Consider the following 21,257-nt stretch of genomic DNA (forward strand, 5'->3'; position numbering starts at 1 on the left):
GTGGTTATCTGGCGACGTGCACGCTGTCGGTCGTGCGCGGGGGATGCGGGTCCGGCTCTGCCTGCGGCCTGTGCGAGGGGAGTTCGAGGTGAACGTGCAGCCGATATCGGGGGCGTCGGGCGTACGGCGGAGTCGGCAGCGGGGCATGGCCCTGCTCGCCATGGTGAGCGGCGCGCTGCTGCTTGCGGTCACGGCGTGCGGCGGAGGCGGACGCTCCGGTGGAGTCGCCGGCGAGGGCGATGGCAAGGGGGGCGGTGTCGATACGAAGGCGTCGCAGGCCATCGTCAAGATCAGCCCGAAGGACGGCGCCGACGACGTGGTGACCACCGGAGTGCTCAAGGTCACCGCCGAGAAGGGCAAGTTGACGTCCGTCAAGGTCGAGGACTCCCAGGGCAACCGGGTCAAGGGAGAGATCACCGAGAAGGGCACGCTCTGGGAGCCGACCGGGCATCTGAGCTCCTCCACGAAGTACTCCGTGGATGCGATCGCCAAGGACTCCGAGGGGCGTGAGTCCGCCAAGCACGCGAGCTTCACCACGTTCGTCCCCAAGGACACGTTCATCGGCTACTTCACGCCGGAGGACGGGCAGACGGTCGGCGTGGGCATGCCGGTCTCGATCAAGTTCAGCAGGGGGATCACCGACACCGAGGCGGTCGAGAAGGCCATCAAGGTGACGGCCAAGCCGTCCGTGCCCATCGAGGGCCACTGGTTCGGCAACGACCGGCTGGACTTCCGGCCGGAGAAGTACTGGGCCAAGGGCACCGAGGTGACGCTCAGTCTGAACCTCGACGGAGTCGAGGGCCGGCCCGGCGTGTTCGGCGAGCAGGCGAAGGACGTGACGTTCACGATCGGCCGCAGCCAGGTGAGCACCGTCGACGCCAAGAAGAAGAAGATGACCGTCGAGCGCGACGGCAAGGTGATCAAGACCATCCCGATCACCGCCGGCGCCCCGAAGACCACCACGTACAACGGCCAGATGGTGATCAGTGAGAAGTACCAGGTGACGCGGATGAACGGCGACACCGTGGGCTTCGGCGACGAGTACGACATCAAGGACGTGCCGCACGCGATGCGGCTGAGCACGTCCGGCACGTTCATCCACGGCAACTACTGGATGGGCAAGTGGACGTTCGGCAACGCCAATGTCAGCCACGGCTGCGTGGGGCTGCACGATGTGCGGGGCGGACGGGACAAAAGCACGCCGGCCGCCTGGTTCTTCCGCAACTCGATCATCGGCGACGTGGTGATCGTGAAGAACTCCAAGGACAAGGAGATCCAGCCGGACAACGGGCTCAACGTCTGGAACATGGACTGGGCGGAGTGGAAGGCGCCGCAGTAGGGCGGGCCGGCGCCGCGGGCGGCCGTACCGGCGGCGGCTAACCTTCCCCCATGACTGTGCATCTCGAGGTCGCCGACGGCGTCGGCACCATCCGGCTCGACCGCCCGCCGATGAACGCGCTGAACATCGCCACCCAGGACCGGCTGCGTGAGCTGGCCGAAGAGGTCACCCGCCGCGACGACGTACGCGCCGTGCTGCTGTGGGGCGGGGAGAAGGTGTTCGCGGCCGGCGCGGACATCAAGGAGATGCAGGACATGGACCACGCCGCCATGGTGGCCCGGTCACGTGCCCTGCAGGACTCCTTCACCGCCGTCGCCCGCATCCCCAAGCCCGTCGTCGCCGCGATCACCGGCTACGCGCTCGGCGGGGGCTGCGAACTGGCGCTGTGCGCCGACATCCGCATCGCCGCCGATAACGCGAAGCTCGGCCAGCCGGAGATCCTGCTGGGGCTGATCCCCGGCGCGGGCGGCACCCAGCGCCTGCCGCGGCTCGTCGGCCCCTCCCGGGCCAAGGACCTGATCTTCACGGGCCGGCATGTGAAGGCCGACGAAGCGCTGGCGATCGGTCTGGTGGACCGGGTCGTTCCGGCCGACGAGGTGTACGCGCAGGCACACCGCTGGGCCACCTCGCTCGCCCAGGGACCGGCCATCGCCCTGCGGGCGGCGAAGGAATCCGTCGACGCCGGGCTGGAGACGGACATCGACACCGGACTTGCCATCGAAAGAAATTGGTTCGCCGGGCTGTTCGCGACGGAGGACCGCACGATCGGCATGCGCAGCTTCGTAGAGGAAGGCCCCGGAAAGGCCAAGTTCCTTTAAAACCAGTGAAGTTCGACGATTGCGCCGGGCTCGCGGCTGCCCCGTGCGAGCGAATTGATGCGCCGTGAGCAGACCGTGAACGCAGCTGCGAACCGCCGCTGCGAGACCGGGCGCATATCGTTCGTCATCGCAGCTCAGAGGGGTTGTGGCGGCGCCTGGCCTGCCAGCGGCATATGCGTCCGGCGGCGTCCGGAACCGAGTGCCGCCGGATGAGAATTCCGTCATTTACCGCACGCGACCTCGCGCGGGCCCGCCATGATGGGGGCATGTCGGGCCTCGAGGGAGTGGAACAGCCGCGGTGGCGCACCGGCACAGCCGCTGGGCGATGGGTGCCGACCGTCGAGCACGAACAGGCATTCAGGGTGCTGGAGTTGTTCGGCGATCCGGCGGACGACGAAGTGCGGCTCCCCTCGCGCCCGGAGTCCGCTGCCACGGCCCGCCGGCTGGCCCAGTCGGTCGCGCTGTGCCAATGGTCGCTCTCCACCCAGCGCACCGAGCATGTCGTGCTGCTCGTCTCCGAGTTGGTCGGAAACGCGGTGCGCCACACCGGCGCCCGTACCTTCGGGCTGCGGATGCTGCACCGGCGGGGCTGGATCCGGACCGAGGTGCGCGACCCGTCGCGCGGACTGCCCTGTCTGATGCCGGTGCACGCACTCGACACCACGGGCCGCGGGCTGCTGCTCGTGGACAAGCTGTCGGACCGCTGGGGTGTCGACCTGCTGCCGCGCGGCAAGATCACCTGGTTCGAGATGCGCGTCACCGACGGCTGAATCGGGTCCTGCACTGATCCTCCTTTCTGGCAGCCGTCTCGGGGAGCAGCAGCCCGGCGGTGTGTCTGGCGAGTGGCTCGCCGCCGGAAAACGACGTGCACCACCCCGTACCGTCCTGAGAACCTGGAGCCCGTCCGAAGCGGTGTCCCAGCAGCGGACGGCGGCTCCTGGGACACCGCCCCCGGTTCACCGCTGCACGGGGGTCATCGGTGAGCCGGGGCCCGGGTGGGCGGATTGCACGAAGGCCGAGTTCAGACGGGAGCCGGGTTCACCACAGCACGGGAAGCCGCTCCGGTACGCGCTTGATGAAGCCCGTACGCCACACCAGCTGCTCCAGTGGCACCGCCAGTCGCAGCCGCGGCAGCCGGTCCACCAGCGCCGCGAGGGCGACTTCCGCGTGTGCCCGGCCCAGCGCCGAGGCCGGGCAGAAGTGGCGGCCCGCGCCGAACGAGAGATGGCCGCTCGCATCGCGGTCGATGTCGAGCCGGTCGGGATCCTGGAACACCTCGGGGTCGAAGTTCGCCCCCTCGACCAGGACGAGCACCAGCTCGCCCGCCTTGACTTCCACGTCCCCGAGCCGCACATCTGCCATCGCGAGCCGGGGCAGGCCGTCCCCGATGGACAGGTTGTAGCGCAGCAGCTCCTCGACCGCACGGCCGATGAGCTCCGGGTGCTCGTGCAGCCGGGTGATCAGGTCGGGGTGCCGGACCAGGGCCAGGACGGCGTGCACCAGGAAGGCGGAGGTGCTCACCGCGCCCGCGCCGAACAGGGACACCGCGACCGTGGCGAGCAGGTCGTCGGTGAGCCCGTCCCGCTCGGCCGAGTCACGCAGCCCGGCCAGCGCGCCGAGCAGCCCGGACCGCTCGCCCGGGGCGGCCGACCTCTGTTTGCGCAGCCACCGCACCATGTAGCCGTGGTCCTTGTGCCAGTTGGCCGTGGCCCCCTCGAAGGGCTGCGCGCTGGTCATGAAGGCGGTGTCCAGACCGGACATCAGCCGTCGCCAGTCGGCGAGGGGGACGCCGATCACCCGGCAGTGCAGCGCAGCCGAGATGGGGTCGGCGAAGCCCGCCCGCAGATCCGCCGGAGCGCCTTCGGCGACGATCGCGTCGATGAGGGAGTCGGCCTGCTGCCGGAGCCAGCCGGGCAGTTCGCGGTCGGAGCGTGGGGAGAGCGCCTTCATCACGGCCTGACGTAGCCCGGCGCTGTTGATGTTCCCCATGTTGTTGACGACTTCGGGCGGGATCGTCAGGGCGTACTGCCGGGGCACGTCGGGTGCCGCGGTCTCCTTGAGGCTGAACCGCTCGTCCTCCAGGACCTGTTTGGCCAGGTGGTAGCTGCTGACCAGCCAGGCGGTGTCACCGGTCAGCGTTCGCACCCTGGCCACCGGGCGCTGCTCGCGCAGCCAGGCGCACTCCGGAGGCAGGGTGTCGCCGCGGCGGGACAGCGGGAATTCGAACCGGATGTCCGGCTGCTCATGCTGCTCGACGGTCATCGTGCGACGTCCTTTCCAAGCCTTCGGGGCTTTCCGGTATCTCCGGGCGTACGATGGCGTAAGCCTGGTTTCGCATGGCCCGCAGTCCGCCGCCGCGGGCGTAGAGCACTTCGGTGAGCGGCATGAGCACGTGATAACAGGACACGGAGGAAGGCACCCCGAGAATGCTGGGGGTGTCCACGAAGAAAGGCAGTTCCGCCGTGATGTAGTCGAGGCATACGCGACGCTGTTCCGCCGTGGGCGGGCGTCCGTCGTCCAGCCGTGATCCGAGAAAGAGGTCGGCCATGCGCTCGCAGCCCCGGCGGAATTCCTCGTCGACGTCAAGGATGTGCCGGACGCGACGGTGCAACAGCCGGTAGGTGGCGTCGTGCTCGAAGTCGGACAGCGCATGGACCCGCATGGTGTGCTGGTCCTGCTGGTCCTGCTGGTCCTGCTGGTCCTGCTGGTTCGTTGGGCCGGCCTCCTCGATCCCGCGCAGCACCCGGCGGCGTACCGCCTTGATCTCCTTCGAGGCCCGCCGGCGTGCGTGTTCGGGCGTATATCCGAGGGCCTGGAACATCGCGTCGACATGCAGATCCGCGTACACGAAATCTATTCGCCGGAAACGGCGGGCCGCCCAGCGGGCGAGCGCGGAGATGCGCTGGGCGCTGAAATAGCTGTTGCCCGGGCTCACTCCGATAAGGGCATGGTCGCCTTCCTCCCAGATATCTCGGCAGGCCGTGGTGAAGGGCAGGACTTCGAATTCTTCAGTTGTCAGTGTTGCCGTGGATTCCCCCATGGCGGGGCCTCCCTGTCGCATCGTCGGTACGCAGGATCGGTTCAGGGGGTACGTCAGGTACGCCGGGCCCGGGCTCGGGCGGCCTAGAGGAGTGCGGGTGAACTCGTCCGCGTACAGCGGGAGGCGAGCGCGAGTCGCGATGCCGACGTCAGCCACCGGATAAGGCGGCGCATGGCAGTTCACCCCTTGTGCCGCAAGTCCCTGGGAGCCGTGCGCTCCTGGTGTGGCGGCAGCGCGCATGAAGTTACCTGCGATCAGCGGAGAGTCACGGTTCGGGCGCCTGGTTTGGCCGGAATAGCGCTAGGTGGGGCCGGAAATCTCCGTTACCGGCGGTCCTCGAGGCTCGCAAATCGGCTCCCACCTGCAGAGAACCGGCGACCTGGAAGGCTCGTTCTGGGCTGGACTCCAGCGAGGCCGAGGCCTGTCGTCACCGGGGGCGTCACCGGGGGCAGCGAAGTCAGCTCCGCAGCCGGTGCCGGGTGCCGGCCCGGCGTCTGCGGTCGTTGCACAGCAGGCACTTGCCGTATCCCGGCGGCAGCGGGTCCTCCGGGTCGCCGTACAACGGGTCCACGGCACCCCGCGGATGCTCGGGGCATCCCGTGGCGCCGTGCGCGGATCCGAGCGAGGTGGCCGCGGCCAGCGCCCGCCGCAGGGCCTCGACGAGCTGGTCCGCCTGGTGGGAGGACGGATCGGCCTCCAGACCGAAGGCGAGGTCGGAAGCGGTGCTCAGCGCGGTGCGGAGTTCGCGCAGCTCTGCGTAACCCATGCTCCGGAGCGTAGGTGCCGCCACTGACAGCCGCGCTGCTCCGGCCGGTCCACCCCCATCCGACCGGGCCTGGCGCAGGGGCCGGTCATTCGGCGGGATGCTCCACATGGGCGGCGATGTCGGCGAGGTCCTTCTCGATCGCCTTGGTCACCGTCTTCGCGCCCAGACCGCCGAACAGTCTCATCAGCACCCCTGACACCCCGCCGGGCGGCGTCGCCGAGAAGGCCATGCGCACGAGGGTGCCGCCGTTCTCGGGTTCCGGTGTGAGGGTGAACTCGGAGACGTAGTGCGCACCCTGCGCGTCGGACTCGACGACCAGCCGATCGGGCTCCTCGGCCGCCGTCACGTACATCTCCTCGGTGGCCTGCCGCCGGAACATGCGCCGGGTCTCCCGCCACCGGGTGCCCTCGGCGAAGGGTCCGGGAGTGATCACCTCGACCCGCTCCACACCTCTGAGCACCTCGGGCGCGGACTCGAGATCGGTCAGTGTCTGCCAGACCTCCTCGGCCGGGGCCGCGATCCGCCGCTCGACGACGACCTGGGTAGCACTCATGGCCCTCTCCTGACACCTGCCGTTCATCACCACCCTGGCACCCCGCCCAGGACCTCGCTACTCGACGGGAGGCCGCATCGGGCGCCTCGGCACGGCGGCGTACGCGGAGGGTGCCGGGGCTACGGCTCGACGGGCTGCGGGCCGGTGACGCGGATCTTGGACTGGCCGTGCTTGCGCTGCTCCCAGTCGTCCATGAACCGCGCGGTCAGACCGTACTTCTCGGCCAGTGAGGTCAGCGTCTCGGTGCGGTAGTAGAAGTCCTCACGGAGCACCTGGTGCTCGGTGCCCTCGGTGCGATCGAAGGTGAAGTCGAAGAAGCCCCCCGGAGCGAGCACCCGGCCGACATGGGCCAGACACTCGTCGATGACCTCCAGCGGCGAGTGGGAGAAGACGCTGTGTGCGTGCACCACGGTGAACCAGTGGTCGGGGAGGAAGTCCAGGGTGAGATCGTTCGCGATGGTGAGATGCGGCAGCTTGTCCTGCAGGCCGTAGCTGACGAGGGTCCTCTTGGCCTCGATGAGGATGTCCGGCGAGATGTCGATCCCGTAGTAGTGACCGGGCTCGAGGTAGTCGATGAAGCGCCAGCCCGCGCGCAGATTGCCGCAGCCGATCTCGAGCATCCGGTCCTGCGGCTTCAGGCCGTGCTCGGTGAGGTAGTCGAACTGCATCTGTCCGAGCGCCAGCCAGCGCTCCTGCGTCGCGCTGCCCACGGCCGCCTGCGGTGACCGGGCGGCGTCCGATGCCATCACCGCCCGGTAGTACGAGACGTGGTCGCGGTGCTTGGCCCGCAGCCAGGCGTCGCGTGCCGCCCGCCGCAGATACGGCGAGATCCGCTGCGGGTTCCGCAGCGCGTACCCGACCTTGTGGGCGAGGCTCGTTCGGTTCTTCAGAAGGCTCGGCGCAGCCTGTTCGCGCATGACGATCTCTCCGTGCCGTGGGTATCGGAACCCCCCGAGGGAGCGTAGCCGAGAAAGAGCGCCGGAATCTGCCCGAACCACATCAGAACACTCGGATCCGGTGCCCTTCCCTCGCGCCTCGGGGGCCGCCGGGACCGGAGTCTCACGGGGCTGAATAGCATCGTCCGCAACTATTGACGCGTACACAACACGCTCCTACGTTGCCTCATGGTGTTCAGCTACTGGCTCGGCGTTCACCAACATGGACAGGATCCCGTGGGAAGGAGCCGGAAACGTGGAGGGAAAACGTCGAGTGCTCGCGGGGGTGGCGGGCATCTGCGGGGTGCTCATGGCGGCCCCGAGTGCCTATGCCGAAGTTGAGCCGGGCGGATGGACGTCGAAGTCGCCCTCGTTCAAAGTTCAGGAGCGGGGCTGCGGCCAGGTCAGCAACCTGACATTCCAACTGACCTGCGACACCAAGAGCGATGACCAGCGCGCCGAGCGGCGGTACGACACGTACACCGGCGGCACCCACCAGTTCGAGGGCCACTTCAAGATCACCAGCATGGGCGGCTCCCGGATCAGTCTCAAGCAGACGTTCCGGGAATCCCCCGACGGCGGTGCGTACTTCATGCTCGCCGCAGAGCGCGGCGGCAGGTTGTACGCGGTGCACGGCGGCACGACCATCCACGACGGTGCGACGGTCGGGACGTCGGTGCGGGTCAACACCGTTCACCAGGTGGGCAGCAGCCACCGTACGTACATCAACGGCTCGAAGCGCCATGAGACCAGCAGCATCTCCGGCAGCTTCTACGACAAGCTCGGCGCCTACCGCACGATGAGCGGCCAAGGCCCCATCACCGTGGAGTGGAGCGACATCAAGTTCTGGCGCAAGTAGGACAGATGGGCACCACGCGTGTCGTAGCCCGGAGCCTGGCGGCAGCGCTGCTCGCGGCCGCTGGACTGGCCGGCTGCGCAGGAGTGCCGTCCGAGGGGCCGTCGGCACGGAAGCCGGAAACCCGGCTGGCGGCCTCCATGGTCTCACCCGTCGACGTCACGCTGCATTGGAGCGGTCGCGACCCGGGAGCCGCCGGCCGGGTCGTCGAGTTCGCGACCGAACGCAAGGGCCGGTACACCATTCTGCAGTTCCTGCCGCCCGGCCGGACGACGTTCACACATCCTGACCTGATGCCGAAGACGACCTTCTATTACCGGCTGCGCTCCTTTTACGGACCGGCGTCGCGCGCGGTCCACATCACCCTGCCCGAAGGGGGCCTGAGCGAGCGCGACCGCAAGAGCGATCACAAGTGGGCGGTGCCCCGGACGATCCGCGGGGAACACGGCCGGGCGCGGTCGATCAGGAACGCGGACACTGCGGCGTCGGCCCGTCCGACCGAGCTGAAAGCCACGGTCATGCATGCGAACGGCATCCGCCTCACCTGGACCGACCGTGCCCGTGATGAGGAGGGCTACCTCATCGAGGTGCGGCCCGACGGGGACGCGGACTTCACGGTCGCCGCCGTCGTCGACCCGGACATCGATTCCACGGGCCTCATCACCCTTCCGAACGAGAAGCGGGCCACCTACCGCGTCCGGGCCTACTACTACGGCGATGAGTCGAACGTGGTGCACCGCACGACGGGTTCCGATCCGTCCTGACGGCGACCGGCGACCGGCGACCGGCGACCGGCGACCAGCGACCGCCGCGGCTGCAGGGTGCCGGACGGGACGCCGCCGAGCGGGGTGGGCTGCCTCCCGGGTTTGTCTCAGTGGCTCAGCTGCCCGGAGGGGAGTCGTCGGGTCCGCGTCCGAAGAGAAGGGTCACCAGGGCCAGGCCCACGACGGCGCCGATGAGTTGGGCGGCCACGAAGCCGGGGACGGAGCCGGGTGCGATGCCGGCGAAGGTGTCGCTGAAGCCGCGGGCGATGGTCACGGCCGGGTTGGCGAAGGAGGTGGAGGAGGTGAACCAGTAGGCGGCGCCGATGTACGAGGCGACCGCGACCGGGGCGAACCTCAGCCGGTCGGAGCGGGCGAGCCCGAAGATCAGCAGGATGAGCCCGGCGGTGGCGACGACCTCGCCCAGGAGCAGATGCCCAGCCGACCGGTCGTGGGTGGACCACTCGATGAGCGGCCGGCCGAACATGGCGTCGGCCAGGACCGCGCCACCGATCCCTCCGACGATCTGGGCGGGGAGATACGCGGCCGCCTCCCGGCCGTTCACGCCCGACCCGCCGCGCCGTGCGGTCCACCATTCGGCCAGGGTGACCGCCGGGTTGAAGTGGGCGCCGGAGACCGGGCCGAGCAGGAGGATGAGCACCCCGAGCCCGAAGACGGTGGCGAGGGAGTTGGCCAGCAGCTGCACGCCCACGTCCCGGCTCAGCTCGGTGGCCTGAATGCCGGAGCCGACCACCACGGCGACCAGCGCCGCTGTGCCCACCAGCTCGGCCGCCGCCCGCCGAACCAGCGGGATGCGCGGTGGAGTCGCTGCCTCGGGCGTGGGCTGGGTGGCGGGGGACGGTACAGCGGACCCCGCGGGGGAATCCGCGGGGCTCTCGCCTCTGGCCTCGGTGGTGCTCAACAGGACTCCTTACAGGGTCAGGGCTTGGGCGTCAGGGGCACGCGCGCTTGAGACCGCCCTCGGCGGTGGAGCGGGCGGTGGCGGCGAGTTCGGCGAAGGCGCCCGCCAGGGTCTCGATGACATCGGGCCGCAGCTTGTAGTACGTGAAGCGGCCGCAGGGCTCGGTCTCCACGACCCCGGCCTCGCGCAGCACTCTCAGGTGATTGGAGAGGTTGGTCTGCCGGGCACCGGTCTCCTCCACCAGGTGGGTGGTGCACAGCGTCTCGTTCGCGAGCAGGGTCACGATGCGCAGCCTGAGCGGGTCGGCGAGGACCCGGATCAGGTCAGTGTCGACTGACGTCATCATGAGCTGATAGTCTCACATCAGTCGTTGCTGATGCCACCAGCCTGCCTCGGCCCTCGTAGGAAGAGACACATCCTGATGTCCGAGAAGCCCTCTGTCCTGTTCGTGTGCGTCCACAACGCCGGCCGCTCGCAGATGGCCGCCGCCTGGCTGACGCACCTGGCGGGCGACCGCGTCGAGGTTCGCTCCGCCGGCTCCGCCCCGGCCGGCCAGGTCAACCCGGCTGCCGTCGAGGCCATGAAGGAGGTCGGCATCGACATCGCTGCCGAGACTCCCAAGGTGCTGACCGTCGAGGCCGTCCAGGCCTCGGATGTCGTGATCACCATGGGCTGCGGCGACACGTGCCCGGTCTTCCCGGGCAAGAGGTACCTGGACTGGCAGCTGGAGGACCCGGCGGGCAAGGGAGTCGGGTCTGTGCGGCCGATCCGCGACGAGATCAGGACCCGCATCGAGAACCTGATCGCCGAGATCGCCCCGGAACCCGCCTCCTGAGCGAGATGCTCGGGGGCCGGCCGTCCACGGATCGAGAATCGCAGGTCACCACCTGCTCCGTCAGCACTCGATGACGTTCACCGCGAGCCCGCCGCGGGCGGTCTCCTTGTATTTGACCTTCATGTCCGCGCCCGTCTCCTTCATGGTCTTGATGACCTTGTCGAGCGAGACATGGTGGCGTCCGTCGCCGCGCAGGGCCATGCGGGCGGCCGTCACGGCCTTCACCGCCGCCATGCCGTTGCGCTCGATGCACGGGATCTGGACCAGGCCGCCCACCGGGTCACAGGTGAGGCCGAGGTTGTGCTCCATGCCGATCTCGGCGGCGTTCTCCACCTGCTCCGTCGAGCCACCGAGGACCTCCGCCAAGCCGCCCGCCGCCATCGAGCAGGCGGAGCCGACCTCGCCCTGGCATCCGACCTCGGCACCGGAGATGGAGGCGTTCTCCTTGAAGAGCATGCCGATGGCGCCCGCCGCGAGGAGAAAGCGGACCACGCCGCTCTCGTCGGCGCCGGGGACGAAGTCGACGTAGTAGCGCAGGACGGCGGGGATGATTCCGGCCGCACCGTTGGTGGGGGCGGTGACGACCCGGCCCCCCGCCGCGTTCTCCTCGTTGACCGCCATCGCGTAGAGCGTGACCCACTCCATCGCGCGCGCCTTCGGATCGCCCTCGGCGCGGAGTTGGCGGGCGGAGTTCGCGGCACGGCGGCGGACCTTCAGGCCGCCCGGGAGGATCCCCTCGCGCGTCAGTCCACGGGAGACACAGCCCTGCATGACACGCCAGATCTCCAGCAGCCCCTCCCGGATTTCCTCCTCGGTCCGCCAGGCCTTCTCGTTCTCGAGCATGAGGGCCGAGATCGAGAGCCCGGTCTCGTGGGACAGCCGCAGCAGCTCGTCCCCCGTACGGAACGGGTACGTCAGCACCGTGTCGTCGAGCTTGATCCGGTCCTCGCCGACCGCGTCCTCGTCGACGACGAAGCCGCCGCCGACGGAGTAGTACGTCTTCTCCAGCAGCGGCGCGCCCGATGCGTCGTATGCGAAGAGCGTCATGCCGTTGGCGTGGTAGGGCAGGGAGCGGCGGCGGTGCAGTATCAGCTGGGTCGACTCGTCGAAGCCGATCTCATGGGCCGGGCCGATCTCCGCGCCGAGCAGACGGATCCGCTTCGACGTGCGGATGCGCGTCACCTCGTCGTCGGCCGATTCGACGTCGACCGTGCGAGGGGAGTGGCCCTCCAGGCCGAGCAGTACGGCCTTGGGCGTGCCGTGGCCGTGACCGGTCGCGCCGAGGGAGCCGAAGAGCTCCGCGCGGACCGCGGCCGTCTGGGCGAGCAGGCCTTCCTTCTTCAGCCGGCCCGCGAACATGCGCGCCGCGCGCATCGGGCCGACCGTGTGCGAGCTGGAGGGCCCGATGCCGATGGAGAAGAGATCGAAGACGGAGATGGCCACGGGGGCGGACTTCCTTGTCTGCTCGGGTCCGGGCCGGTACCCAGCCGGGCCCCGGGTCGGAGGGTCCGGGGCACCGCGCCTCCCCCCAGTGTGCGCGGTGTCCCGGAACCACGGATGGACGGACTACGTCAGGCCCGGGTACAGCGGGTGCTTCGCCGCCAGGGCGGAGACCCGCGCCTTCAAGCCCTCCGCGTCGTACGACGGCTTCAGGGCCTGGGCGATGATGTCCGCGACCTCGGTGAAGTCCTCCGCCTGGAAGCCGCGCGTGGCCAGCGCCGGGGTGCCGATCCGCACACCCGAGGTGACCATCGGAGGCCGTGGGTCGTTCGGGATGGCGTTGCGGTTGACCGTGATGCCGACCTCGTGGAGGCGGTCCTCGGCCTGCTGGCCGTCCAGTTCGGAGTTGCGCAGGTCCACCAGGACCAGGTGAACATCCGTGCCGCCCGACAGGACCGAAACGCCGACATCCGACAGATCGGAGCGGCTCAGGCGCTCGGCAATGATCTCCGCGCCCTCCAGCGTGCGCCGCTGGCGTTCCGTGAAGTCCTCGCTCGCCGCCACCTTGAAGGCCACCGCCTTCGCCGCGATGACATGCTCCAGCGGGCCGCCCTGCTGGCCGGGGAAGACCGCGGAGTTGATCTTCTTCGCCAGCTCGGCGGTGGAGAGGATCACACCGCCGCGCGGGCCACCGAGCGTCTTGTGGGTGGTCGTGGTGACGACATGGGCGTGCGGCACCGGGTTGGGGTGCAGACCGGCGGCCACCAGGCCCGCGAAGTGCGCCATGTCGACCATGAGGTACGCGCCGACCTCGTCCGCGATCCGCCGGAAGGCCGCGAAGTCCAGCTGCCGCGGGTAGGCGGACCAGCCGGCGACGATCATCTTCGGGCGGTTCTCCTTGGCGAGGCGCTCGACCTCGTCCATGTCGACCCGGCCGGTCTGCTCGTCGACGTGGTACGCGACCACCTTGTAGAGCTTGCCGGAGAAGTTGATCTTCATTCCGTGGGTCAGGTGCCCACCGTGGGCGAGATTAAGGCCCAGGATGGTGTCACCGGGGGAGAGCAGCGCGAACATCGCGGCGGCGTTCGCTTGCGCACCCGAGTGCGGCTGTACGTTCGCGTGCTCGGCGCCGAACAGTGCCTTGACCCGGTCGATGGCGAGCTGTTCGACCACGTCGACGTGCTGGCAGCCGCCGTAGTAGCGGCGGCCGGGGTAGCCCTCGGCGTACTTGTTGGTGAGCACCGAGCCCTGTGCCTCGAGCACGGCGACTGGGGCGAAGTTCTCCGAGGCGATCATCTCGAGGGTGGATTGCTGGCGGTGGAGCTCGGCGTCGACCGCGGCGGCGACGTCCGGGTCGAGCTCGTGCAGGGAGCTGTTGAGGAGCGACATCAGGTGTTCCCGATCGGTGGTGACGTGGGCTTGACTCAGTTGCCGGTGAAGGCCGTGTACTCGTCGGCGGAGAGGAGTTCCGTCGGCTCGCCGGTCACCCTCACCTTGAACAGCCAGCCGACCTCGAAGGGGCTGGAGTTGACCAGCGCGGGGTCGTCCACGACGTTCTGGTTGACCTCGGTGACCTCGCCGGAGACCGGCGCGTACAGGTCGCTTACGGACTTGGTCGACTCCAGCTCACCGCAGGGTTCGCCCGCGGTGACCATGTCGCCGACCTCCGGGAGTTGGACGAAGACGACGTCACCGAGCGCGTCGGCGGCGTGCGAGGTGATGCCCACGGTGGACACCCCGTCCTCGGCGTCGGTGAGCCACTCGTGCTCCTTGCTGTAGCGCAGCTGCTGGGGGTTGCTCATGACCTGGATTCTCCTGGATGCGGGGGCGTGGTCTGGTACGTGGTCTTGACAGGTGGGACAGGCGTGAGGAGATCGACGCGAGCGGGTGCCGCGAGGCTTGACTCCCCCGGGGGTACGCCTCCAGCTACCGCTGGGAGGTGCCCCCTCCCGGGCCGTTAGGCCCAAGGGGGCTATCGCTGGGTTGGGGTACCCCACGACGGTTCCGACGGTCAGCGCTGCCGCTTGTAGAAGGGGAGGGCGACCACCTGGTACGGCTCGTGGCGGCCGCGGATGTCCACCGCGACGCCCGCGGTCCCCGGCTCGGCGTACGCGGCGTCCACATACGCCATGGCGACCGGCTTGCCCAGGGTCGGCGACGGGGCACCGGAGGTGACCTCGCCGATCACCTTGCCGGACGCCGCCTCCACCACGGCGTAGCCGGCGCGGGGCACTCGGCGGCCCTCCGCGACCAGGCCGACCAGCTTGCGCGGCGGGTCGGTGGCCGCCCGCTCGGCCGCGGCCTCAAGTGCCGTGCGACCGACGAAGTCGCCCTTCTTGTCGAACTTCACCACGCGCCCCAGACCGGCGTCGAAGGGCGTGGTCGCGGTCGTCAACTCGTGCCCGTACAGCGGCATGCCCGCCTCCAGGCGCAGGGTGTCCCGGCACGACAGGCCGGACGGCACCAGCCCAACACCCTTGCCCGCCTCGGTCAGCGCCCGCCAGAGCCGCTCGGCGTCGCCCGGCGCGACGAAGAGCTCGAAGCCGTCCTCGCCGGTGTAGCCGGTACGAGCGATCAGGGCAGGCACCCCGGCGACCGTGCCGGGCAGGCCCGCGTAGTACTTGAGCCCGTCCAGGTCGGCGTCGGTGAGGGACTTGAGGATGCCGGAGGACTCGGGGCCCTGGACGGCGAGGAGTGCGTACGCGTCGCGGTCGTCCCGTACGGTCGCGTCGAAGCCCTCCCCCCGACTTCGCCGGAGGTGCCCCCGACGCTCGGTCAGCGCGTCCAGCACGACCTGGGCGTTCGAGGCGTTGGCGACGACCAGGTACTCCAACTCGCCCAGGCGGTAGACGATCAGGTCGTCGAGAATGCCGCCCTCGGCGTCGCAGATCATGGTGTAGCGGGCGCGGCCGACGGCGAGCGCGGAGAGGTGCCCGACCAGGGCGTAGTCCAGCAGGTCGCCGGCCTGTGGCCCGGTCAGGGTGATCTCGCCCATGTGGGAGAGATCGAAGAGGCCGGCGCGGGTGCGCACGGCCAGGTGCTCGTCGCGTTCGCTGCCGTATCGCAGGGGCATGTCCCAGCCCGCGAAGTCGGTCATGGTCGCGCCGAGCGCGCGGTGCAGCGCATCGAGCGCCGTGTGGCGTGGGGCATCGGTCATGTTTCAGGCTCCCGGACAGGTGGCGAGGCCGACGTCGGTGAGAACAGAGCCTCCCCATCTGTCATCGGAACCTGAGAGGTTCGCCACGACCCCGCATCGGGGTAGGGCTTGCACCTTGGGTGGAGCCGCACCTCGATGCCGGGTGCGGCCCGCTTTTCAGATGTGCCTAGCCCGCGCGGTACGGGGCCTGAGAGATTCAAGGGAGGACTTGCTCCTTCGGCGCCCCGGCGGCCTGCGCAGTGCGCTGCCGGGCCGGGGACTCTCCCGCGCGGGTTCGAACGGCCGATATGGAATTGAGTCGAGAGGCGCACGCGGACCGCTCCGCGGATGGGCGGTGGCGGACGGCGGGCGAGGACATCATTGCACGGCCGGACCAGGTTCGGGCAGGCCGGTTCGGAGGTAACGGGCTTGTACGGCATTACCTATTCTTGACAGTCTGCTCGGAACAGAGGCACGTCTGGGGGCACTCCCCCAGCTATCGCTGGGGGTCCCCCCACCCAGCGATAGCTGGGGGACGCAGCTGGGGGAGACCGGACCGAACGGGGAGGACGATCACGGTGCACAGGCACGGTGCGTACGCGACGACATCCGGGGTCGCTCCTCCAGGAGCGCTGCCCCTACAGCCCCGGGCACCCGAACCCGCGGCGGCGGAGGCCCTCTGGCCGAGCCGCCGGTCGCCCGTCCTGGATCTGCGGGGCAGCCCCGACCTCCCGCTGCCGGAGCTGCGCTACCCGGTCGGCGATGTGCTCGTGGTCTCCGGAATGCCGGGCAGCGGCAAGAGCACGCTGATCAAGCGGGCCGTCGCGGGGCTGGACACCCGCGGCGGGGTGGTGCGCCGGGTGGACTCGCAGGACACCCGGGATCACTGGGAGCGGAGGCTGCCCGGCTTTCTGCCGTACCCGCTCTACCGCCCCCTTGTTCGTATCGCCCACTACGCGGGGCTGCGCCGTGCCCTGCGCTCGGGTGACAGCGTCGTCGTGCACGACTGCGGCACCCAGGCGTGGGTGCGGCGCTGGCTCGCGCGTGACGCCCGGTGCCGGGACCGCTCGCTCCACATGGCGCTGCTCGACGTGCCCCCGGAGGTCGCCCTGGAGGGCCAGGCCTCGCGCGGGCGCGGGGTCTCGGGATACGCCTTCGTCCGGCACCGCCGCGCGGTCGGCCGGCTCGTCGCGGGCACCGAGGGCGGGCGGCTGCCGGACGGCTGCGCCTCGGCCGTTCTGCTGGACCGCAAGGCGGCGGCCGCGGTGCGGGGCATCGGCTTCGAGTAGCAACGCCCACCGCGCTGCTCCGCCCGCGCCGCGGCCGGCGCCTGTCGAATGGATCGGTCCGTGACATCTGATGCGCGGGGCACTCACCCGAGCCGACCGGTCCCCCCACCGGACGAGTCCGCGGATCACCGCACGGGACGGTGATCGAGACCCGTCCTACGTACCGATCGCCGTGTCCGGCGGGGCCGGCAGGATCTGCGGTTGGCCCGGGCCCTGGGACGGTGATCCCGGAACCGCATCCGGAGCGGAGGGTGTCTCCGAGACGGACGGGGCTTGCGGCACCGAGGGCGCTTGCGGCACCGAGGGGGTCTGGGGCATCGAGGGGCTGTCGGGCACCGAAGGCGGCTGCGGAGCGGGCGGGTTCTCCGGCTCAGAGGGCGTCTCCGGGGCCGATGGGGCCGACGACTCCTGCGACGGTTCCGGCAGCGTCGAGGCCGGCAGTTCGTCGCCGGCGACCATGGCGAGGATGACGTTCACCAGGCCCGTGTGCACATCTCGCACGGCATCCACGATCTCGGTCCGGCTCCCGGAGCCCACGGCCCTGAGCAGCGCGTCGATCTTCTTCTGAAGATCGGCGATCGTGTCGTGCCGCTGATCCTCGGGCACCGCCTCCTGGGGGCCGACCGAGGTACGGGCGGTGTCGTTCGGCTCCGCCGGCGCGGACTGCAGATCATCCGGTGCAGGCTGCTGGTCCTCCGGTGCGGACTGTCGATCGTCCGGCGCCGGCTGCTGGTCCTCCGGCGCGGACTGCCGAAGCGCGGTCAGAGCACTCTCGATCGCTTTCCGGTGCCGCGTCGCCGCCTCCGGCGTGAGCCTGCCCCCGGGTGCGTTGAGCACATCGCTCAGCAGGGCGTTGACCGGCCGGACGAGGCTGCTGACGTCGCCGAACAGCTGCGTCTGCTCGAGAAGTCGTTCGGCTCCCGGGAGCGGCGCCGCCGGAGCGGCCGCCCGGCCCGAGGCACTCGGCGCGGGGGCGGGTTCCTCGGTCCCCGTCGCAACAGCGGCACCGGCGCCGATGGCGATCGCTCCGCATACGGCGGACGAGACGAGGACCCCGGTCTTGCGGCTTATGCGCATGCGCATGGGAGGGATTTCCCTTCGAGTGGGCTGACGGTGGTATCCAGACCACCGTGGGAAGAACCGGAACGCTGTGCAACTTGCCGCTACGCACAGTGGCGGCCGGGTGTGGCCCCAGCGCCCGGCCATGACCTGGGCATTCGGCATGGAAACCGGCAGCCCCCGCGAGCCCCGGGCGTGCAGCCGTTAGGGTGCGTCTGCGGTTCGGACGAGACGGTGGATGGGGCCATGAGCGCGATGGAGCAGCACGGATACGCGGCGCAGCCCGGCGGGGTGCCTTCCGGTGGCTTCCCGGCCAATGAACTCGAAGAGGTCCTCGCCGCCTCCGTCGGCGTCCCGAACGCCGGTGCCCGGATCCTCGAGGTGCTCGGCCGAAGCCGCGTCTGGGTGCCGCTGCCGAACGGCGGCAGCCCCGAGAGCCGCGACCTGGATTTGCCCACGCTCGAGATCGACGGCGCCGCCTACGTTCCGGTGTTCAGCTCCGAGCAGCAGTTCCGCCACCTCGTCGGCTCCCATATGGCCTTCACCGTCGCACCCGCTCGCGAGTTCGCCCGCGGTCTGCCGCCGCAGCTCGGCATCGCCGTCAACCCGGACGGCGCGGTCGGCACCCCGCTGCCGCCACCGGCCGTCGCCGAGCTGTGCCGGGCGGGCCGTACGGAACTGGACGGCCCGGCCAGCGGCGGCCGGGTCCGGCTCTTCGAGCCCGACTGGCAGGACGAGCCCATCGACTTCCTGGCCGCCGCGGCGGGGGAGTTCGCCGTCACCGGGCTCGTACGCACCGCCCGTCGCGCGCTCGCGAGCGTCGAGGGCGACGACCCCGCGCTCTTCATCGGAGTCGAGCTCCACCGGTGGGAACCTCAGGACCGGGAGGTGGTCATGAACGCCCTCGGCCGGGCGCTCGGCGCGGTTCCGGTGCCCTGGCCCGTGCAACTGGTGCTGCTGGACATCGCGCAGGACCCGGTGGGCGACTGGATGCTGCAGCGCGTACGGCCGTTCCACACCGCGTAGCGGAGTGCCTCGTACGGGCTCGTAAGCTGGTGGGACAACCGGGCTGGGCGCGTAGCAACCCGGACGCCGGGTGCGATGAGGCCGGAAGAAGGGGCGGAGTCAGGTGAGCGGTCCGAGCCGGGGGCGGAGCGCGGCGACGTGGTGGAGAGCGACGGTGGGCGACCGGAGGGACCAGCGGTGACCGGCACGGTCGAGCAGCTGCTGCAGCAGGTGACGCCCGGGCGGTACGACGCCTACGAGGCGCTGCTGCGCGCCCTCACGGAAGGTCAGGTCTGGATGCTGCTGTGGCACGGCCGGCCCGGCGAACCGGACGCCCAGTACGGGAACATGGAGGTCGACGGCCTCGGCTACGCCCCTTGTGTGACCTCTACTCAGGAACTCGCCGTCAGCGGCTGGAACCGTGCGCACGAAGTCGTGTCCGGCCGGGACATCGCTGCCGCTCTCTACCCGGACCGTTGGGGACTGTGGCTCAATCCGCACGCCCCCGGCGGCGGCGTCGGCATCCCCTGGGCCGATCTGCGCCGCATCGCCTCCGGTCTGGAGCGGCTGCCCGCCGGCCCGCTCCGGCTCTCCGAACCCACCATCGAGATCGCTCAGTTCTACGCGCTGCTGACCCAGAACGCGCACCGCACCCCCGCCGTACGCTCGCTGCGCCGGGCCTGGGTGCAGCCCGCACTCGGAGCGCCGTACCTGGCCATCGGCCTGGATCTGTACGACACCAGCCCGCCGGCCGTGGAGTCGGTACGGGTGATGATGCAGCAGTCGATCGGCGCGGTCCCGGACGGTCTGCCGGTGTCGACCGTCGCGCTGTCCGACGACTACGACCCGGTGGCGCTGTGGATGCGGGCCATGGCCCGCCCCTTCTTCGACCGTGATGCCTACGGCGCAGGTGCGCCGCCCGCCCCGGCTCCCGGTTACGGCTACCCGCCTGCCGGCCCCACCGGTGGCGCCGGACCCCCGCACGGCTGGCAGCCGGGGGCCGCTCCGCGCGGGTACTGACCCTCGAGCCGCGCTGTCCACTATCCGGACGATCGGCCGTGCGTACTCCTCGTCGCAGCGGCCGCCTGGCCTCGCCGCTTTACCAAACCATGAGGTAACGGGCAGATTTCCGGATCCGGCTCCGGTCGGCCGCCGGAGGTGCGCGATCCGCTCAGCCGAACTGGGTGTCCGTATAACGGATTACCCCAGGCCACATCACAGTTGCGCATCCATTCCCTGGGGGGACTGGCGGGTGATCGCAAACGCGATGAAGACTCACGTTCGCCGGGACGTCGGCCCTTTGTGCGATCTGCCGTACCGAGCTGCGCAACGACCGGCACCGACCACGCTTTACGCAATCTCCGCACCACCCGCACGACGTGCACCAGCGATGTGAACAGCCGCTACAGCGGCGGGCATGGGCCGGCTACAACTGGCCGAGCCGAGAGGGGTCCACACCACGATGACGGCACCACTGCACGACACGAGCGCGGCCGAGATCGCGGCCGTCGATGTCGCGGCCGCGGCTCCGGCGAAGGCGATCGAGGGCCGTTCGCCGTGGAAGATCGCCTGGATCCGGCTGAAGCGGGACAAGGTCGCGCTGGCCGGCGGTATCGTCGTGCTCTTCCTGATCGTCGTCGCGATCTTCGCACCACTGATCGTCAGTCTCCTCGGCCATCCGCCGAACGAGTTCCACGAGGACCAGATCGATCCGCTGCTGGGTACGCCCATCGGATCCTGGGGCGGCATCAGTTCCGACTTCCTCTTCGGCGTCGAGCCGGTCAACGGGCGTGACGTCTTCAGCCGGGTCGTCTACGGCGCGCGCATCTCGCTCCTGGTGGCGTTCCTCGCGGCGCTGTTCGCGGTCGCTCTCGGCACGATCTTCGGGATCATCGCCGGTTACTTCGGCGGCTGGGTCGACGCGGCCATCAGCCGGGTGATGGACGTGCTGCTCGCCTTCCCGCAGCTGCTCTTCATCATCGCGCTGGTCTCGGTGCTCCCCAACGAGCTGCTGGGCATGACCGGCAGCGGGGTGCGGATCACCGCACTGATCGTGGTCATCGGCTTCTTCGGCTGGCCCTACGTCGGGCGGATCGTACGCGGCCAGACCCTCTCGCTCCGGGAGCGCGAGTACGTCGAGGCGGCGCGGAGCATCGGCGCGGGCCGGTTGTACATCCTCTTCCGGGAGTTGCTCCCCAACCTGGTGGCGCCGATCACCGTCTACGCGACGCTGATGATTCCCACCAACATCCTCACCGAGGCCGCACTGAGCTTCCTCGGTGCGGGTGTGAAACCGCCGACCGCCTCATGGGGTCAGATGCTCGAAAAGGCCGTGGACACCTACGACATCGACCCGATGTTCATGGTGATCCCCGGTCTCGCCATTTTCGTCACCGTGTTGGCGTTCAACCTCTTCGGCGACGGAGTGCGCGACGCACTCGACCCGAAGGGATCACGCTGACCGCACGCGCCAGGCACCAGCACCACCCAGAACCGCCCCTGC

Annotated in this window: 22 protein-coding genes and 1 riboswitch; of the genes, 10 read left to right on the top strand and 12 right to left on the bottom strand. The window is 69.9% G+C overall.

What is annotated here, in order from left to right; all coding sequences use genetic code 11:
• The first annotated feature begins 88 nt into the window (after positions 1-88).
• The 3 genes from ACTWQI_RS08365 to ACTWQI_RS08375 all read left to right on the top strand — a co-directional run bounded on the left by ACTWQI_RS08365 (position 89) and on the right by ACTWQI_RS08375 (position 2,927).
• Positions 89-1,339: a L,D-transpeptidase gene (locus ACTWQI_RS08365; RefSeq protein ID WP_443268958.1), complete on the top strand. Its 1,251-nt coding sequence runs from the start codon at positions 89-91 to the stop codon at positions 1,337-1,339.
• A 50-nt stretch (positions 1,340-1,389) separates the two neighbouring features.
• Positions 1,390-2,157: an enoyl-CoA hydratase/isomerase family protein gene (locus ACTWQI_RS08370; protein WP_443268960.1), complete on the top strand. Its 768-nt coding sequence runs from the start codon at positions 1,390-1,392 to the stop codon at positions 2,155-2,157.
• Positions 2,158-2,423: 266 nt separating this feature from the next.
• Positions 2,424-2,927, top strand: a complete 504-nt coding sequence (locus ACTWQI_RS08375) for an ATP-binding protein (protein WP_443268962.1) — start codon at positions 2,424-2,426, stop codon at positions 2,925-2,927.
• A gap of 268 nt (positions 2,928-3,195) precedes the next feature.
• Here the strand turns inward: ACTWQI_RS08375 and ACTWQI_RS08380 are convergent, their stop codons facing one another.
• From ACTWQI_RS08380 to ACTWQI_RS08400, 5 genes are all read right to left on the bottom strand, one after another.
• Positions 3,196-4,419, bottom strand: coding sequence for a cytochrome P450 (locus ACTWQI_RS08380; RefSeq protein WP_443268964.1), 1,224 nt, complete (start codon positions 4,417-4,419; stop codon positions 3,196-3,198).
• Positions 4,400-5,197: a tRNA-dependent cyclodipeptide synthase gene (locus ACTWQI_RS08385; protein WP_443268966.1), complete on the bottom strand. Its 798-nt coding sequence runs from the start codon at positions 5,195-5,197 to the stop codon at positions 4,400-4,402. Before ACTWQI_RS08385 ends, ACTWQI_RS08380 begins: the two co-directional genes overlap by 20 nt.
• Before the next feature lie 457 nt (positions 5,198-5,654).
• Positions 5,655-5,963, bottom strand: coding sequence for a hypothetical protein (locus tag ACTWQI_RS08390; protein ID WP_443268968.1), 309 nt, complete (start codon positions 5,961-5,963; stop codon positions 5,655-5,657).
• 85 nt (positions 5,964-6,048) lie between these two features.
• Positions 6,049-6,516: an SRPBCC family protein gene (locus ACTWQI_RS08395; protein WP_443268970.1), complete on the bottom strand. Its 468-nt coding sequence runs from the start codon at positions 6,514-6,516 to the stop codon at positions 6,049-6,051.
• Between the two features lie 119 nt (positions 6,517-6,635).
• On the bottom strand, positions 6,636-7,433 hold the full coding sequence (locus tag ACTWQI_RS08400) for a class I SAM-dependent methyltransferase (protein ID WP_443268972.1): 798 nt from the start codon (positions 7,431-7,433) through the stop codon (positions 6,636-6,638).
• Positions 7,434-7,707: 274 nt separating this feature from the next.
• Here ACTWQI_RS08400 and ACTWQI_RS08405 point away from each other — a divergent pair, with 274 nt between their 5' ends.
• Positions 7,708-8,310 carry a hypothetical protein gene (locus tag ACTWQI_RS08405; protein ID WP_443268974.1) on the top strand — a complete coding sequence of 201 codons (603 nt, stop codon included), beginning with the start codon at positions 7,708-7,710 and terminating at the stop codon, positions 8,308-8,310.
• 5 nt (positions 8,311-8,315) lie between these two features.
• On the top strand, positions 8,316-9,071 hold the full coding sequence (locus tag ACTWQI_RS08410; protein ID WP_443268976.1) for a fibronectin type III domain-containing protein: 756 nt from the start codon (positions 8,316-8,318) through the stop codon (positions 9,069-9,071).
• 115 nt (positions 9,072-9,186) lie between these two features.
• Here the strand turns inward: ACTWQI_RS08410 and ACTWQI_RS08415 are convergent, their stop codons facing one another.
• Together ACTWQI_RS08415 and ACTWQI_RS08420 are read right to left on the bottom strand one after the other, a co-directional pair.
• Positions 9,187-9,990, bottom strand: coding sequence for an aquaporin (locus ACTWQI_RS08415; RefSeq protein WP_443268978.1), 804 nt, complete (start codon positions 9,988-9,990; stop codon positions 9,187-9,189).
• 31 nt (positions 9,991-10,021) lie between these two features.
• Positions 10,022-10,336 carry an ArsR/SmtB family transcription factor gene (locus tag ACTWQI_RS08420; protein WP_443268980.1) on the bottom strand — a complete coding sequence of 105 codons (315 nt, stop codon included), beginning with the start codon at positions 10,334-10,336 and terminating at the stop codon, positions 10,022-10,024.
• Between the two features lie 75 nt (positions 10,337-10,411).
• Here ACTWQI_RS08420 and ACTWQI_RS08425 point away from each other — a divergent pair, with 75 nt between their 5' ends.
• Positions 10,412-10,825, top strand: coding sequence for an arsenate reductase ArsC (locus tag ACTWQI_RS08425; protein ID WP_443268982.1), 414 nt, complete (start codon positions 10,412-10,414; stop codon positions 10,823-10,825).
• 60 nt (positions 10,826-10,885) lie between these two features.
• Here the strand turns inward: ACTWQI_RS08425 and ACTWQI_RS08430 are convergent, their stop codons facing one another.
• The 4 genes from ACTWQI_RS08430 to gcvT all read right to left on the bottom strand — a co-directional run bounded on the left by ACTWQI_RS08430 (position 10,886) and on the right by gcvT (position 15,422).
• Positions 10,886-12,268, bottom strand: coding sequence for an L-serine ammonia-lyase (locus ACTWQI_RS08430; protein WP_443268984.1), 1,383 nt, complete (start codon positions 12,266-12,268; stop codon positions 10,886-10,888).
• Between the two features lie 123 nt (positions 12,269-12,391).
• Positions 12,392-13,654 carry a serine hydroxymethyltransferase gene (gene glyA, locus ACTWQI_RS08435; protein WP_443268986.1) on the bottom strand — a complete coding sequence of 421 codons (1,263 nt, stop codon included), beginning with the start codon at positions 13,652-13,654 and terminating at the stop codon, positions 12,392-12,394.
• 35 nt (positions 13,655-13,689) lie between these two features.
• A complete protein-coding gene (gene gcvH, locus ACTWQI_RS08440; protein ID WP_443268988.1) occupies positions 13,690-14,067 on the bottom strand; it encodes a glycine cleavage system protein GcvH in 378 nt (125 codons plus the stop codon).
• A 209-nt stretch (positions 14,068-14,276) separates the two neighbouring features.
• Positions 14,277-15,422 (bottom strand): glycine cleavage system aminomethyltransferase GcvT, encoded by a 1,146-nt coding sequence (gcvT, locus tag ACTWQI_RS08445; RefSeq protein ID WP_443268990.1) that lies wholly within the window; start codon positions 15,420-15,422, stop codon positions 14,277-14,279.
• A 166-nt stretch (positions 15,423-15,588) separates the two neighbouring features.
• A riboswitch (glycine riboswitch) is annotated at positions 15,589-15,699 on the bottom strand.
• Between the two features lie 280 nt (positions 15,700-15,979).
• On the opposite strand from gcvT, the gene ACTWQI_RS08450 reads away from it, so the two are divergent.
• Positions 15,980-16,690 carry an AAA family ATPase gene (locus tag ACTWQI_RS08450; RefSeq protein WP_443268992.1) on the top strand — a complete coding sequence of 237 codons (711 nt, stop codon included), beginning with the start codon at positions 15,980-15,982 and terminating at the stop codon, positions 16,688-16,690.
• A gap of 156 nt (positions 16,691-16,846) precedes the next feature.
• Here the strand turns inward: ACTWQI_RS08450 and ACTWQI_RS08455 are convergent, their stop codons facing one another.
• On the bottom strand, positions 16,847-17,773 hold the full coding sequence (locus tag ACTWQI_RS08455; protein WP_443268994.1) for a hypothetical protein: 927 nt from the start codon (positions 17,771-17,773) through the stop codon (positions 16,847-16,849).
• A gap of 222 nt (positions 17,774-17,995) precedes the next feature.
• On the opposite strand from ACTWQI_RS08455, the gene ACTWQI_RS08460 reads away from it, so the two are divergent.
• From ACTWQI_RS08460 to ACTWQI_RS08470, 3 genes are all read left to right on the top strand, one after another.
• Positions 17,996-18,775: an enhanced serine sensitivity protein SseB gene (locus ACTWQI_RS08460; RefSeq protein ID WP_443268996.1), complete on the top strand. Its 780-nt coding sequence runs from the start codon at positions 17,996-17,998 to the stop codon at positions 18,773-18,775.
• Positions 18,776-18,850: 75 nt separating this feature from the next.
• Positions 18,851-19,774 (top strand): enhanced serine sensitivity protein SseB C-terminal domain-containing protein, encoded by a 924-nt coding sequence (locus ACTWQI_RS08465; RefSeq protein WP_443268998.1) that lies wholly within the window; start codon positions 18,851-18,853, stop codon positions 19,772-19,774.
• A 442-nt stretch (positions 19,775-20,216) separates the two neighbouring features.
• Complete coding sequence (locus ACTWQI_RS08470; protein ID WP_443269000.1) at positions 20,217-21,215, top strand: ABC transporter permease; 999 nt, start codon at positions 20,217-20,219, stop codon at positions 21,213-21,215.
• Positions 21,216-21,257 lie beyond the last annotated feature (42 nt).

The sequence above is a fragment of the Streptomyces sp. KR80 genome, from assembly GCF_052245555.1.
In the GTDB taxonomy this organism is placed as follows: Bacteria; Actinomycetota; Actinomycetes; order Streptomycetales; family Streptomycetaceae; genus Streptomyces.